General features: G+C 42.1%; 15 protein-coding genes. All 15 read right to left on the bottom strand.

Annotation, left to right across the window (positions count from 1 at the left end):
• Nucleotides 1-66 precede the first annotated feature (66 nt).
• The 15 genes from DXA93_RS12365 to DXA93_RS12295 all read right to left on the bottom strand — a co-directional run bounded on the left by DXA93_RS12365 (nt 67) and on the right by DXA93_RS12295 (nt 14,929).
• Entirely contained in the window at nt 67-606 is a 540-nt protein-coding gene (locus tag DXA93_RS12365) for a DUF3841 domain-containing protein (protein ID WP_119208486.1), read from the bottom strand.
• A gap of 169 nt (nt 607-775) precedes the next feature.
• Nucleotides 776-997: a hypothetical protein gene (locus DXA93_RS12360; protein ID WP_117802202.1), complete on the bottom strand. Its 222-nt coding sequence runs from the start codon at nt 995-997 to the stop codon at nt 776-778.
• 88 nt (nt 998-1,085) lie between these two features.
• Nucleotides 1,086-1,490 (bottom strand): hypothetical protein, encoded by a 405-nt coding sequence (locus tag DXA93_RS12355; protein ID WP_119208484.1) that lies wholly within the window; start codon nt 1,488-1,490, stop codon nt 1,086-1,088.
• Nucleotides 1,491-1,651: 161 nt separating this feature from the next.
• The gene (locus DXA93_RS12350; protein WP_117802204.1) at nt 1,652-2,059 is read right to left on the bottom strand and encodes a DUF3592 domain-containing protein; all 408 of its coding nucleotides are present in this window, start codon (nt 2,057-2,059) and stop codon (nt 1,652-1,654) included.
• Between the two features lie 648 nt (nt 2,060-2,707).
• Nucleotides 2,708-3,667: a hypothetical protein gene (locus tag DXA93_RS12345; RefSeq protein ID WP_119208482.1), complete on the bottom strand. Its 960-nt coding sequence runs from the start codon at nt 3,665-3,667 to the stop codon at nt 2,708-2,710.
• An 89-nt stretch (nt 3,668-3,756) separates the two neighbouring features.
• Complete coding sequence (locus tag DXA93_RS12340) at nt 3,757-6,381, bottom strand: CAP domain-containing protein (RefSeq protein WP_119208480.1); 2,625 nt, start codon at nt 6,379-6,381, stop codon at nt 3,757-3,759.
• A gap of 285 nt (nt 6,382-6,666) precedes the next feature.
• Nucleotides 6,667-6,918: a hypothetical protein gene (locus tag DXA93_RS12335; protein WP_147399552.1), complete on the bottom strand. Its 252-nt coding sequence runs from the start codon at nt 6,916-6,918 to the stop codon at nt 6,667-6,669.
• A gap of 77 nt (nt 6,919-6,995) precedes the next feature.
• Entirely contained in the window at nt 6,996-7,190 is a 195-nt protein-coding gene (locus DXA93_RS12330; RefSeq protein WP_119208476.1) for a SipW-dependent-type signal peptide-containing protein, read from the bottom strand.
• A gap of 17 nt (nt 7,191-7,207) precedes the next feature.
• Nucleotides 7,208-10,180 carry an MSCRAMM family protein gene (locus DXA93_RS12325; RefSeq protein ID WP_119208473.1) on the bottom strand — a complete coding sequence of 991 codons (2,973 nt, stop codon included), beginning with the start codon at nt 10,178-10,180 and terminating at the stop codon, nt 7,208-7,210.
• Entirely contained in the window at nt 10,147-11,196 is a 1,050-nt protein-coding gene (locus DXA93_RS12320; RefSeq protein ID WP_119208471.1) for a hypothetical protein, read from the bottom strand. Before DXA93_RS12320 ends, DXA93_RS12325 begins: the two co-directional genes overlap by 34 nt.
• Entirely contained in the window at nt 11,183-12,328 is a 1,146-nt protein-coding gene (locus DXA93_RS12315; RefSeq protein ID WP_119208469.1) for a hypothetical protein, read from the bottom strand. Before DXA93_RS12315 ends, DXA93_RS12320 begins: the two co-directional genes overlap by 14 nt.
• A gap of 105 nt (nt 12,329-12,433) precedes the next feature.
• Nucleotides 12,434-13,288: a SipW-dependent-type signal peptide-containing protein gene (locus DXA93_RS12310; protein WP_118640155.1), complete on the bottom strand. Its 855-nt coding sequence runs from the start codon at nt 13,286-13,288 to the stop codon at nt 12,434-12,436.
• A gap of 54 nt (nt 13,289-13,342) precedes the next feature.
• On the bottom strand, nt 13,343-13,855 hold the full coding sequence (locus DXA93_RS12305) for a signal peptidase I (RefSeq protein ID WP_158568361.1): 513 nt from the start codon (nt 13,853-13,855) through the stop codon (nt 13,343-13,345).
• A 20-nt stretch (nt 13,856-13,875) separates the two neighbouring features.
• Complete coding sequence (locus DXA93_RS12300) at nt 13,876-14,082, bottom strand: hypothetical protein (protein WP_117802211.1); 207 nt, start codon at nt 14,080-14,082, stop codon at nt 13,876-13,878.
• Between the two features lie 346 nt (nt 14,083-14,428).
• Complete coding sequence (locus tag DXA93_RS12295; protein ID WP_119208467.1) at nt 14,429-14,929, bottom strand: HD-GYP domain-containing protein; 501 nt, start codon at nt 14,927-14,929, stop codon at nt 14,429-14,431.
• Nucleotides 14,930-14,948: the final 19 nt, after the last annotated feature.

Genomic DNA, 14,948 nt, shown 5'->3' with positions numbered 1-14,948 from the left:
AGATGCCCTTTCTGCAGTATCAGGCATCTCCTTTTGTGGTAAATATTCTATTATTTTAAAAATTGGCTATAAGAATAGCACTTCGCGGATCATTTCCTTCCGGATCTCCCAAAAATGGACATAAACATAATCTGAATGTATGATGTTAAATACCTGATGCCAGGATAACACCCTCATGAATGCTTGTTTGGCAGCGTCAGCATTTCTATATGCTTCATAGTCGCTATCCAATTCTTCCGGTGTATCTCCATGCGGAATGTATTCTCCAAGCGAAATGCTATCCCACATTAAAGAATCACTCAAAAGCAATTTTCGATCCGGAACTTCCAGTGTAAGGCAAACGGAGGCCTCTTCAGGGAAATTGTCAAAATCCAAGTTCTCAGGGATATTGTTTTCGCCGCCATAAAGATAATATCCCCAAATAGGCGCAGCGGAAGGATCTGGCGGAAACCCAATTGTTTGCATCATCTTATTGACGAGCAAAGAATAACCGCCGGGGGTATACGGAAAATCCACAACAGGGCATATCTTTTTATCCCCATAATATGGAATGCCTTCCTGCAACAATCGAAGCGTCTCTCTGGTTATCAGTGTCCATACTTTCAATTAAACCACCTCTTTCTTTTCCAAGCACAACACAATTATCTGGTCACTAATAGTATGTGAAAAAATTAAAATCTCGATTTGAGCGTACAAGAGAAAAAGACAAAAAGAAAAGAGGGAAAATCCCTCTTTCTCATTCATATGTCTATGCTTTTACACAAAAATGCTGCCCTTACACAAAAAATGCCTCGTTTCCTCTTGCTACTTCCGAGGTTCGAAAGAAAATCACAATCTGATGCGGATACGGAGCCGTTGTATCTCCATAATCAATGTTTTCTATATGAAAATCCAAATCTTTCATGCGGATTGTTTCAGTGGGTACATCATCTTTTTCTTGCTCGCATAACAATATGGTAAGAGAGTTTGGGACTCTGCTTTTCATCAAAACTTTCATATTTATCGCTCCTCTTCAAAAATTGTATCATGTTAAAAAATCCTATACAAGCCCTCATATTTCACGAATTTCTTTTCCTTATATTCCCCTATTTTTGTATAAAAATCATGAAAAAAAGTAAAATCAGCATTTCCACCAGTCCGATCGCACATAGTCGAGAAAAATTTTTGTATTTCTGACCAGAAATTCGAAAATCATAGGGATTTTGTGGGTTGATCCAGATTTCTATCGGCATTCCGATCCATAGGGGTTGACTGGGGGATTCTAACAAACAAGGGAGCAGATATCGTTCCGGCCAGAAAAATTCGATCAAAACCATTGGCATGTTCGAGGTTCGAAAACCTTCTATGGAAGCAATACGTCCTTGAAGTTTTTGCGTACAACGTCTTTTCTTACGAAGAACGCAGATTTTTAGAATACATCCCATACAAAAGAAAAATAGGCTGATTACCACTCCGCCCCCTAAAAACAAGCGAGCAGCACTTACAGACATATATCATCCTTCTTTCCTTAAAAATATTTTCCCTATATTTAGTATTACAAATTTTTTGCGTTTTAAGTTGCATTTATATGTGAATGAAAGGACAAGAAAATCTCCGACAGATCAGCGCGCACATATATGCTGGTCATGCCGGAGCAGATAAAAAGCAGAAATTAATGAGTACCTACATAGTAGGCAATCCCGATAGCCACCGCAACAAGTGACTGCATAATTCCTAATATTAAACGGCCTGTCCATGCCGCGTTTTTGACAAATGCATTTTCCGGTTTGGAATTCTGATAATAAACGATCGCAGGCTCTCCTTTTTCCCAAACTGCTTTCGTTGCATTCACTGTTTCACATGTGTAAGAAGCAAGTCCCGCCTGATAGCGGACAACAGCATGGAAAAGCGGCTGCCCTTTGGCGTTTTTGATTTCCACTACATCTTCCACAATACCATCAGCTCTCTCTTTACAGGAAAGCAATTTTCGAATTCGCGGAAGTGCAACGAATCCAAACCATCCAATTGCGTCAATCAGCATGCAAGCATAGAATAATAAACTAAATTGTTCTGAACTCATGAAGTCGTCCTCCTCTTTGATTCGTTTCGTGCAACTATGTAGATAAATTTATTATACATTACAAAAGCATAAACTGCAAATTGTTTACAAAAAAATAATCTTTGGCACGAAATTATTTGAATTTTTATTGCTTCTGCCAGGAATAATGATATAATAAATTCATCAAGAAATTTGGTTTTAAATTAAACTCATGAAGCCAATCTCCTTTTTTGATTCGTTTTGTGTAACCATAATCCAATTTTTTTGCAAACCTTATACATATCTGTCATCTTTCCCAAATAACCTAATGTGTTTGTCCGTCATTGAGCCACCACCGTATCTTCAACCTCGTCAACTAATATTGCTTGCGCCCATCTTCCATATAACAAAAATCAACTGAAGAACACTATGACGTTTAGATTTATAAACATTCTTGACAACCACACATTAAATTGCTCGAAAATAATGTGTGGTTGTCAGATGCCACGGGGTATTAGCCGAACGCAGAAGAAGGTCTAAACGCTCTATACGAGCGCTTTTTACAGGAAGATGCTATTCCAATACAAACTTCAACTGCCCGGGTTTCTAACGTATACAAAAAAGCAAAGAACGGCATAGCCGTTAAGCCATACCGTTCCTCGTTTCCATATTTCTTAAATTACCACCGTGTTACTGGCGTTTTTTTCTGCGGACGGTTTCTTCCAGAACACCGAAAGATCCTGCCGCCAGAGCCATTAAGATGCCGATCGGGGTCGTATCTCCTGTTGCTACGCTTCCGGCTTTGGTGATGGTGGTACCTTTTTCATTGTCTTTTGCAATGCTTCCAGTGCTTGCGGTCAGAGTAGCGCCGCCGCTCTGCTGTTCTTTCTTCACGGTTTCTGCCTTCTTCGCTTCTTCCGCCTTTTTGGCTTCTTCTGCTTTCTTGACTTCTTCCGCTTTCTTCTCCTCTTCTGCTTTCTTCTCTTCCTCTGCCTTTTTCTCTGCATCTACAAACTTCTGATAGTTTGCTTTTGCAATTACAAGGTCCGCAAGAGTCTCGGCATGTTTTGCAGCGGCTTCCTCATAAGCAACTTTCTTCACAGCCGTATTCTCTTTTGCTTTGGCAAGATCAGCTTTTGCTGTCTCGTAAGCGGCTTTTGCAGAATTGATCTTGGTTACGTAATCGTTCAGATAGGTGAAGCCCTCTTCTGTGATCGGGGTCTTCATGGCATCTGCCAGTGTGATATTCTTGGCAATTGCAAGAACACCGCAGGCATCGGTGTATGCCTTATCTTTCTCTTTTACGGCCTGCTTTTTCGCAGCTACATCTTTCTTAGCGGCTTCTACAGCAGATTTCGCAGCGGAAACATTTTCTTTTGCCTTTTTCAGAGCGTTCTGCGCATTCTGGTATGCATTCAGGGATGCTTTGGCAGCTTCGTATGCTTTCTGGAGCGGTGCTACAGCCGCGGATTTAGCGGCAACTTTCTGTGCGGTTGTATCTTTCTCAGCCTGCAGTTTTTCAACCGATTCTTTTGCTTTCGCAAGAGCATCCTCTTTCTGTTTCAGCTCTGCTTTGGCATCCGCAAGGGCGGTCTGTTTCTCTTTCAGAGCAGCTGCTTTCTGATCAGCAACAGCCTGTTTTGCTTCCATATCCTTTTTCAGATCGGCAATGTTTTTGTTCAGCTGTGCCAGATAATCATTCTTTTCTTTTGCGGTCTGCTGATCTGCTGCCAGTTTCTTTACAGCATTGTCATATGTAGCCTGTGCGGCATCGACTGCTGTCTGTCCGTCTGCAATGGCTTTCTGGATATCTGCCAGGCTTTGTCTGCATCTGTCTTGGACAGGTTCTTGATTACCTGTGTTCCGGACGCGGTTACGATCTTATATCCAACAGCTTTCTTTACAGAGCTGTAAGAATGACCCGTTACTGCAGAATGGTCACCAACCGCTTCGATAGCATCCGGTCCATAGCCGAAATCTTCTCCGCATTCATTGCATACCTGATGGTATTCGTAGTTGGTTTCTACTTTGGCATTCTTATCGCCAGTCATTGCGATCACAGATTCTGTCAGCTTGTCAAGAAGCTGATCTCTTTCTGCCTTTGCAGCAGTAAGTGCGTTTTCTTTCTGGTCGGATACCTGTTTGCAGGATGCGATATTTTCTTTTGCAGCATCCACTGCAGATGCGCTCTCAGCAACTGCATTCTGAGCTGTTTCATATGCCGTTGTCTTGGAATCGAGATCCGCTTTTGCTTTATTCAGCTCCTGTACGGCATTGTTGTATGCTTCGGTAGCCTGTTTCAGAGCATCTTCGTTGACGGATTTCTCGTTCTGATACTGTTTCAGAAGTGCATCCCATTTTGCCACTTCATCCTGTGCTGCATTGTAAGCCGCCAGTTTCGCATCGTAATCAGCCTGGGCTTTATCCAGATCGGTCTGGGCTTTAGTAAGTTTGTCAATGTAGGCCTGCAGGAGAGCGCGGAACTCAGCTACTGTGTAGCAGTAACCCTCGTCTTCATCGTTTACAGAGCCAAACACCTGACTCTCACAAGAACTGTATAAATCCGGATTCGTTCTGTTATAGCAGAGTCCAAAACCTGTAACTGTGTTATTGGCGCTGACGAGAGCAAGATAATGCAGTCTTTCGCTTAAAATAGTGCTGTCTTTTTCACTGTCATACCATGCCATATAGGCGATTTCCGGATCATCCATTCCCCATGCAAGGTTTTCACCATAACCGAACTGGAAAGTATGATCTTCTGTATGTAAAGAAGCATTTGCCTGATACTGCGCCGCAGCCATTGCTCTTGCAGAAATTTTAAACTCTTCCAGATTATTTGCTCTTCTGAGTTCATTGGATTTTTCAATAAAATCCAGAGCGTACAGCATGTTTTTCAGACTGGTTGCATCATCTTCCGCACCCATGTTGGTTTTGTCTGGATAATCTCCCTGTGAAAACAGATCAGATGCTGCTGTCTCACCGATACTGTCGAAGAATCCTTTTGATCCCAGTGCTTCCTGCTTCTTCGCTTCTTCTGCAGCCGCTTTTGCCGCATCTAAAGCTGCTTTTGCTGCATCCAGCTCATTTTTGGCTTTTTCTGCATTAGACTCAGCATTTGCTTTGCTGTTCTGTGCATCTGACATGTTGCTTTCGGATTTGGACACTGCATCTTTCTTCGCATCCATTTCAGCTTTGGCGGTATTCTGTGCATTTTCTTTCTGGTCTGCATTGGACTGTGCCGCATCCATCACAGCTTTGGCAGTTTCAGCGGCAGATACTTTTTTCTGGTAATCTGCGGTAAGCTCGTCCAGCTTGCTGTTCGCTGCGATCAGCGCATCAAAGGCATCAGAATATTCTTTCTGCGCGGCATCAACCTTTTTCTGCTGTTCTGCAAGTGCGGCGGCATCTGCGTTCACTTTTGCTTCTGCCAGACCCTTTTTCGCATCTTCCAGCGCATTTTTCTTGGCATCCAGATCTTTTTTCGCATTGTCTGTAACGGTCTGCTGTGCCTTTACAGCGGCATCTGCTTCTTCCGCATCCTTTTTCGCCTGTGCATATTTGGAATCTTTATCTGCAGCATTGGAAGCGGTATCATACAAGTCTTTTGCGGTTTCTGCATCTTTCTTTGCAGCATCCGCGTCTTTTTCTGCATCTTTTACATCGGATTCTGCCTGATCAACTTTATCCTGTGCATCCGCCTTGTCCTGCTCTGCAGAAGATTCATTTTTCTTTGCTTCATCCAGCTCTTCCTGCTTTTTGGCATCCTCTGCTTTGGCATCTTCCAGATCTTTATTTGCTTTATCCAGATCATTCTTTTTCTGATCCACACTTTCCTGTGTTTCATCGGTCGTGGTCTGGTCTGCTTTCTGCTGTGCATCCTGCTCTGCCTTTTCCTGCTCTTCTAAAGCGGCCTGTGCATCCTTTTCTGCCTGCTCTGCTTTTTTCTGGTCCTCAGCGGCTTTATCTGCATCTGCTTTAGCCTGGTCAGCAGCATCCTGTGCATCTTTCTGCGCCTGATCGAAAGCATCCTGTGCATCTTTTTCAGCCTGGTCGATATCTTTCTGCGTCTGATCGGCCTCTGCCTGCTTTTTATCTTCGTCCTCTTTAGCGGCATCATAATCTGCTTTGGCCTGATCGGAATCCTGTTTTGCTTCGTTTTCCTTTTCCTGCGCCTGATCCAGCTGATCCTTGGCTTCTTCTTTGGTTTCCGGGTCTGCCGGAGCTTCGGTTTCTTCTGGAGCCTGTACGGTGTTTTCAGTATTTTCATCTAATGTTTCAGCATGAACAGTGGATGTTCCTCCAACTGCCACACCACCTGCAACAACACCCATAGCCAGAGTTGCAACTACTTTTTCTTTTTTCATTGTCCTATTTCCTCCTGTACTTAGCAATTTTGATAACCAACGATCCTATTCCATTTAGATTCGTTTTTGTCTACATTCATAGTATGACAAAAAAAATTCAAATGAATTTTCACGTACGAAAAAAAATAGAAATTAATCATTATTACAAAACCGCTGTTTTCCACAATGATTGTATTAAGTGTACCACTTTGACCTTGCAAAAGCAATCACTTGATTGTATTTTAGCAAAAAATTGGCAGAACTTCTATCATGTCGTGGTAAAAGTCCTGCCAATAATCCACTTACTTATTTGTTCTTTTTGTATGCACTCCATGCTTCATCCGCAGATTTGAAATATCCAACCTGCAGACTTTCCTCGCGGACGATGATATCAAAATCTTTCATCTCATCTTCTGGCGCATTTTTCGAAACAGTTACTGTAGTAAACAGTGGTGTTGTTTTAGATCCTTTGGGGAGAATCTTCTTATAATAATAGTAGCCATCGCTTTTTAATTCCCAGTCGGTTGTATTCCAGTTTACAGTACAATACTGCTGCATATCACTGTCTGAAAACAAAATCTGCATACGAACATATGTATCGCTGCCATTATTTTTGACGCGAACCTCTTTTTTTACTACGCTTCCGGGCTAAAACTCGGGTCTGGAAAAACCTCTTCGATGTTGGTATCATTTACAGCCACTTTGAGCTTATTATTTGTCTGCTCGGAGTCGGTGAAGTACGCAAGCACTCCACCAATTCCAGCGACAGCACAAAGAAGCATCAAACAAGTAATGAGGAAAAACCGTTTCTTACCTTTTACTTTCTTCATCTTTGTGTCCTCCAAAATTATTTCGCTTTAACAGGTACGGTAAACGAGGCTGTTAATTTAACGCCATCTTTGTTGTAAGTGACAGTTACCGTGCAATTGCCGCTACTATTCGGGAACGTCTGAATACTTGTCGTGTAGGTGCTTGCATCTACAATAACACTGGAATCCTTGGTTCCGTCATTGGTAGTCAATGTGGCTTCAATTTGATTTTTATCTACCGAAGATCCGCCAGATACAGGACTGCTACCAACCCATTTAGCAGTAAAGGTATACTTCACGCTATTGTCTTTAACAGACTGCAGTTTGTTATCGACAACATCAGTGTGTGTATAGTATTGCCAATCGTACTTGAAGTTGGTGAATGTTGCGTTGTAAGTATCGTTATCTGGTGTCATGTTGAAAGTTACATGTTCTCCGGAAACTGTACCGCCTTGAGAGGTAAGCGTAGACAACCTATATCGTCCTGTTTCTTCCTCAGTTGCAACATAATCTCCCATCGGAATATCCTTAAAGACCTCTGACAGAGATACATATCCGTCTGATCCGGTGTTTTTCTTAACGGTGGCAGCATCAAATCGTACCTGTCGATAATAGGTGTGTGATTTTCCCGCATAATCGGTACCCGTCAGTTTAAGAATAAAGATTGGATCACCGTTTTTGAAGTTGATATCAGATGCTTTGATACGTTTTGTAAGTGTGATCTGCTTAGTTTTAGGTAAGTTCTGAAGAGTACCTTTATCTACGGTCGCTCCATTTTCATTAATGGTCACTTCAAAAGACTCCAAAATATAACCTTTATTCGCTGCGCAGGACTGTTCCTCGACGAGATAGGTATCATATAAGAATCCTTTACCACTTCCAAAATTCACATCTTTTTCATAGATATAACCATCACTGGCAGTATTCACAATGTGTGACTCGCCAGTTGTTTTACTCGTGATTTTAAATGGAATATTGGCCATGGCCTTGTTTTTCTCATTTTTTTTATTGAAACGAATGTAACCTCTGTACGGCTTTTCTTTTGATACTGGCTTATTTTTCAATACAGCCTTATCATTTTCGATCACGGAGTTCATAACATATACATTAGAATCCAACTGATATCCTTTTGGAGCCATGGTTTCCTGGAATGTTGTGGTTCCAACTGGGAATACAACTTTTCCGTTCTCCTTATAGAAGTCCGGCCCGCTTACCAGATGATCTGCATCCAGTTTGATCTGACCTTTTGCATCCGTTTTTAATACCCATGTATATTTTGCTTTTCTGCCGGAAGCTGCCGGATCGGTTGTGGACACTACATCATAATATTTCATGGTATATTCCGCACCCTGTAAGGAGCCTGCTCCTTGTGGTTTTGCAAGTCCTGTTTCTGCATCCACTTTTTCGAGAATAACTTCTGGAGCAGGAACCTGTCCCGGTTTATCCTTACCTGTCACGTTGGCAGTTACGACACTGGAGGTCAGAGTTGCTGTCAGTGTATCGGTGGAAAGATAATATCCAGCCGGAGCTTTTAACTCTTTCAGAGTATATGTTCCTAATGGCAGGTTCGATAAAGATCCTTTTCCTTCCGCATCTGTAACGATGGTTCCCACCTTTGTGCCGGCGGCATTGTAAACGCCGTATTCAGCACCTTTTAAATAGTAGGATTCGTAGTCCGAATGCAGATCGGTGGTGGATTTCTTAACAAGATTGATTGTTCCGGTTTTCGGTGGTTCTTTTACGGTAACGGAAAGGTCTTTTTTGTCTACCGTAAACTGCTGATCTTCTGCAAGCGAATATCCCTGAGAAGCAATGGTTTCATGTAACCAATAGGTTCCATTTTTCAGCTTAACAGAGAAAGAACCGTTCTCGTCGGTATAAGCATCGGCTACTTTTGTTGTCTTATCGGAAGCATAAATCTCAAATTTGGCGTTTTTCAGTGCATAGTTTCCGTTATTTGCTGTAATCGTTGTATTGCCGGATACCTTATTCACAGTCACAGTAAAGGTATTCTGTGTATTGGTGGCATCCAGAACAATTGTTTTAACGCCAGCCTGGTCAACGGTAAACTCCTGTGAAAAAGTTCCGGTGTAGCCGTCAGGGTTCTGTGTTTCGACAACTTTGAATTTGTTGCCATCTGCTTCATCGCCCTGAATGTTGTTAAGTAAGTAGCACTTATCTGCTTCTACCCAGTTCATATTGGCGTAGGTCTGCCATTTACTGTTCTTCCATTTGTAAACGGTAAATTTCGCACCTTTTAAGACTGCACCTGAGTCAGAGTCAGTTTTATTGATACGAAGCACACCTACTTTCGACATTGAGCCAACATATTCGGATGTATAACCAAATTCTGAAGTATACCAAGTATTCGGTGATGCTGACGTTGTGTTGGACGAGCCTTCCCATCCATTAAATTTGGAACCTTCTCCATTATAAAATGAATCTGGATATTTTTGGATTCCTTCCTCTTTTAATCCTCCTCCAGGACCTGTAACCTTACTAATCGTGCCTCCATTATAGAAGATAACGGTCTGGCTGTCTCCTTCAAAGGTATATGTTACCCAGCCATTTGAATTATCAGGAGTTGTTCCTCCATCACTTTCACCACCTCTTCTAGCAGACCAGATGGCGTCTGTTCGCGGATCATACACCAGACGATCGTCTGCTTCCTGTGTCAAATAAATATTTTCTACTTTTTCCTGAATATGGAAGCCCTGCGCAAAGTCAAGGTCGGACATGGTAAAATGACCCATTAAGGAGATAGGATCTCCATTCTGTTTGTAATATGCAAACTTGACTTTAATCCATTTTAAACCCTTGATGTCGATTAACGGAGTATATCCTTTGGATAAATCTTTGGAGTTATTCGGGCCAAGAGAAACAATAACGGCATCGATGTCATCTCCGATAGCTGGTTTGTGTGGTGCTTTGTATTCATCCGGAACCTTTGTGTTTTGCCAATCTAGGAACCAGATTTTCATGTTGACAGGGGAGCCGTCATAATATCCCACATTGGTATATTCTGCATACAGATGACCTTGCGCTCCATCATGCGGAATAAAAGAACGTGTATTACTCCAGTTGGTCGTATCAGCTGTGGCGCCCACCAATTGGAAATAGCTTTAGAATAATATTGGGCGTTTTTACAAAATTCATTATCCCATGTATAATTGCTATCGGTTGTACCAAAAGTGATTTTTGTTTTGCTACCGATAATTGGGGTAAAATAATAATTTCCGTCAATTGGTGTATCCTTAGTAACAATACTTCCTTTTTTCATGGTCGCAACAGACTTAAGATCCCCCATACCCGCGGAAACCTTCCCGGATGTTCTTGCGAAAAGACTGATTCTATTGCTTAATTCAATAAGATCACTGGCGCTTAAATGTTCTTTTAAGAACTCATTTTCACCCCAGTCGGCGGTAACATCAGAAAGTCTGTTATTATACTTAACATTTTCTTCTGACGAAGAGGTTGTAGTGTCTGCAGAAGTTTTGGTATCGTCTTCTTTAGCAGTGTTTTTGTCATCTTCCGGAGTTGTAACCACTACAGGAGCCGGAGTCGTTACGGTTGCCGGAGTATCTTCTTCCTGCTTTTCGGCAAATTCAGCAGAAAGCGTAAGCGACTGATCTGCAACAACATTCTGCGTGAGATCGGATTCTTTGCTTTCTACTTCCGTTTCTGTGCCATCAGCATATGATGTACGGATTTTCTGGATCTGATATCCATCATCAGCAGTTACCTCATAAGTGACTTCTGTTCCCTTATTTACAGTAATTGTCTGATTGGTTTTATCTTCACCGTTGATCAGAAATTTTCCATGACCATCGGTCTGAAAAGCAAGATCTACGGTATCATCCGATGCGGTGTTCTCTGCATCCGTATCGAGATTCAGCTCTGTTGTTCCCGTTCCATCTTCTGAATCCGCAAAGGCGGAGAAAGTGCTGACCCCGACAGATGTCATAGCCATAGTAAGAATCAGAAGAAACGAAAGAGCTTTTTTGATTTTTTCGTTAATTTTCTTCATTGCCTTTTCTCCTTTTCGTTGATGCTGAAAGCATAATGATTCCGGCTGCGCCGAGAGAAATGCTTAATCCGGCAAATGCGGATGGAAGAGAAGAATCTCCCGTTGCAACTGTCTTATTTGGAGTTTCCGGTAATTCAGCGGTGAAAATCCATTTGGTCTTGGTCTTATTCATCGCATACTGATTATCCAGCTCTGCAGGAACTGTAAGCGTGTAAGTAAGATCTTTGGAGCTGCCCTGTGCAAAATCACCCAATAACACTTTATTGGTAATCTCGCCAGCCATGCTGCCATCGTATAATGTCTGACCATCGCAGGCGATCTTCAGATGCAGCTTCTGGAGCAGATTATCATCCGCAATCGTGTCCGTTCGGAAGTAAATTTTAACCGACTGGGCATATTTGTTGGAAATCGTGACTTTTCCAGATACCACATCCCCCGGCATAAGGGTTCCCCAGTTGGAGAAGAAATCATCTCCCACCTTAACCAACCCAGCTGCTCCACCTTCGTATGCAACGGAAAACGGGTTATTGCTGGTAACCGGAACTGTATATGCATCCGTTACACTCTGTTCGATAACGGTGCCAAACCACGGATCATCAGATTTGAAATTCGGAGTAAAATTCTTTTCCTGAACTGCATCCGCAGTAAAATTGATTTTCTGATCTTTTTCTGAAAGAGCTTCTGTCCATTCCGCAGGAATGCTGACGGATTTCAGAAATTCTGCAGCTTCGCCATGTTTTACAGGCTTGGTGTAGTAATAATAATCACCACATTTAACCCAGTCAACACCCAGATTCAGCAGCGAATCATCCAGCATATTTCCATCAATGGTCGAATCATCAAATGTGACCTTCATTCGCACCCATGCATCATTGGCCAGATTGAAGATATCAACTAACTCATCGACTACCTGTCCCGGGACAACCACCTGCGCATCATCGAAATCAGTTTTTTCTCCCTTTTCGTCTAAGCCATGTTTTTCCAGACTGATATTGATATTGCCAATGTCTACATTGTTTTCCACAGACACTTCGGACTGTGCGGCGAATACAGGATATGCACTGGCAAACGTTCCTGCTGAAAGCAGAATGCCAAGTAATGTAGCTGAAATTTGCATTCTTTTTTTACTCATATCCACTCTCCTCTTTCTCTTTCCCAAAAAAGGCAGACGGTTCAAGGTCTGCCTTTTGAGAGGAATTAAAAAATTATTTCAAAATTGCAGGCGGCGCGCTGCTGATTAGCGATTGTTGCCATGAACATCTTTGCTGTTGTTGGTGTTCGCGTCTTTTTCGTTGCCGCTGTAGTCATGTCCGGTAGTCGTACCGTGAGCTGCATCGTAGCTTGTTCCCTGTTTGATGAAGATGTCGTAAATGGTCTTCAGATTTGCTGTGGTCAGCTCATCGGTCAGATCTTTTCCGGTCTTGTCCAGGATCTCCTCGGACTGGATTGCAAAGCCTTCAACCTTGATGTCGTTTGCGGAATCCGGAAGAATTTCGTCCTCGATGACGTTTTTCATCTGGATCTTATCGAACAGAGAAGATGTCTTCTGTCCTTTCAGCAGTTTGGTTTTATAACCAAAGACGTAAGTACGAACACCGTCTTTCGAAGCTGTTGCGCCGGTATCCTGAACCTCTTCGTCAACCAGTTCCTGCCAGTTCGCATCGAAGTTGTTTCTTTCCTGATTCTGAGCATCAGCAACATCTTTGAAGTAGAAGATCTCCTGGCTCTTACGGCCGTCTTTGCTTACAGTGCCGTCATCAGCAACCTGGGTAACATATTTGGTCGGAACGGTAACTTTGAGGAATACTACTGCGCTGTTCGATCCGGTGTTTTCGATCAGCGGGTTCTTTGCCAGTTCCTGATTCGGAACAACATCCTCGGCTTTATCCGGGATATTGTTGTTGTTTTTATCGGTTGTATCCCAACCCGGCTCCTGCACATCGATTTTTACTTTGCCGATGGTGAAAGTGTTGGTAGTCTGCTCAGAATCGGTCAGGTAAGCCATTGTGCCTCCTACACCAAGTGCTGCTACAAGTCCACATGCAGCCATTGTTGTTAATGCTTTTTTCTTATTCATTGCTCTTTTTCGCATATCCTTTATTCCAGCAGATAAGGATACGCTCTCCTCTCTAAATTTTTTTTTATTTCAATCCTCATTTTGAGGCTCTGCTGTCTTTTTCTTATCTCCTGAAGAACAGGTACTCTCCAGAATAAGGCTCATTATGTTCAGAATGATAATCCATGCAATTATCACAGGCATCCCTTTTTTGCCCAAAGCTGAAATTAGAAATCCAACTTTTGGAATGCTGAAAAGATACTTTCCAACAATTTGATCCTGTGTAACTGTATGAGCATCTGGATTATCGTTTGCATCGCCCTGAAAGGTATATTCAGACTGATCTTTTTTGATGATACGGTGTGTAACCAGCTCATCATTAGCCAGCCGATACGTTACTACATCTCCTACCTTAACTGCAGTATCTTTCGTATTCACAAAAGCAATTGCGCCTGTATGTATTTGTGGCTCCATAGATCCCGATAGAACAACATAAGGATTTATCCCAAACAATTTCGGGACGACAAAGACAGAAGCCACAAGAGCAATTACAACAGTTAAGATCAAGACGATCCTTCCAAAGGCTTTCGAAAAACTCTTCATTACAAAATCTCCTTTGCTTTTCATATACTTAAAACTTTAGGTTCCGTGTCAAAACCTCTTTTGCTGGTCATCCAGACTTGTGCTGGTCTTGGCTCTTTTAATCCATCCTGATAACCCGCGGCATATGTTTTATTCAGAAGTTTTTCAAAATCTGCCTTTTTAATCACTATTTTATTATTCGGATCTTCTGTATCTGGCTTAAAGTCATAAAACACAATTGGTTCCATAAACTTATTCTCCTATTCTCTAATGATTCTGTCTTACAAATATCCACCATATATAGTATTGTAAATCCAACGAAATTTTACATTCCAAAAATTCATATATGCATTTTGGAGAAGGGAGCAGCCGCAACATTCCTTTTTTGTACCTGTTTAGGATCTTGGTTGTACCGCCGCATTTTTCCGTCTGGGATGAGTGCAGTGCAAATAGCGGTATGATGGGTTTACACATTCGAAAAAGCTCAAAAAAGTCAGGAGGCGACTTTGAGTTCAGCACGTAAAAGAATGCTACGGCTTTTCTTCTTCCATATATAGTATTGTAAATCCAACTGAAAAAAAGCTTCGTTTTTTTTCAGTTGGGCTTTAACCGCGCAAATACCTCGGTCAATTTAGGATCAAACTTTGTTCCAGCGTTATTTTTGAGGTATTGAAGCGCCTTTTCAGGGCTGCAGGGCTCTCTATAGCATCTGAATGATGTCAAAGCATCATATACATCACAGATCCGAAGAATTCTGGCTCCATAGGGGATATCATTTCCCTGCAATCCAAAATATCCGCCGCCATCGTAATCTTCATGGTGGTATAGGACCATTTGGGCGGTTTCCGGTGAAGTATGGCACTGAATCATACGGTATCCAATTTCAGCATGCAACTTCATGATGAAGTATTCCCCCGGAGTTAATTTTCCGGGCTTATTTAGGACCTGCTCTGGAATTTGAGTTTTTCCAATATCATGATAAATTGCTGCCAACTGGACATCCATAGTCGCCTTTTCGTCCATGCCTAACAATATGGTCATATCTGTAACTAAATAGGCCACACGGAGACAATGTTCGCAAAGTCCTGAATTCATGATTTTTCCCTCCTACTTA

It is taken from the genome of Blautia sp. OF09-25XD (assembly GCF_003482095.1).
Lineage (GTDB): Bacteria > Bacillota > Clostridia > Lachnospirales > Lachnospiraceae > Fusicatenibacter > Fusicatenibacter saccharivorans.
This window is presented reverse-complemented; position numbering and strand designations above follow the sequence as displayed.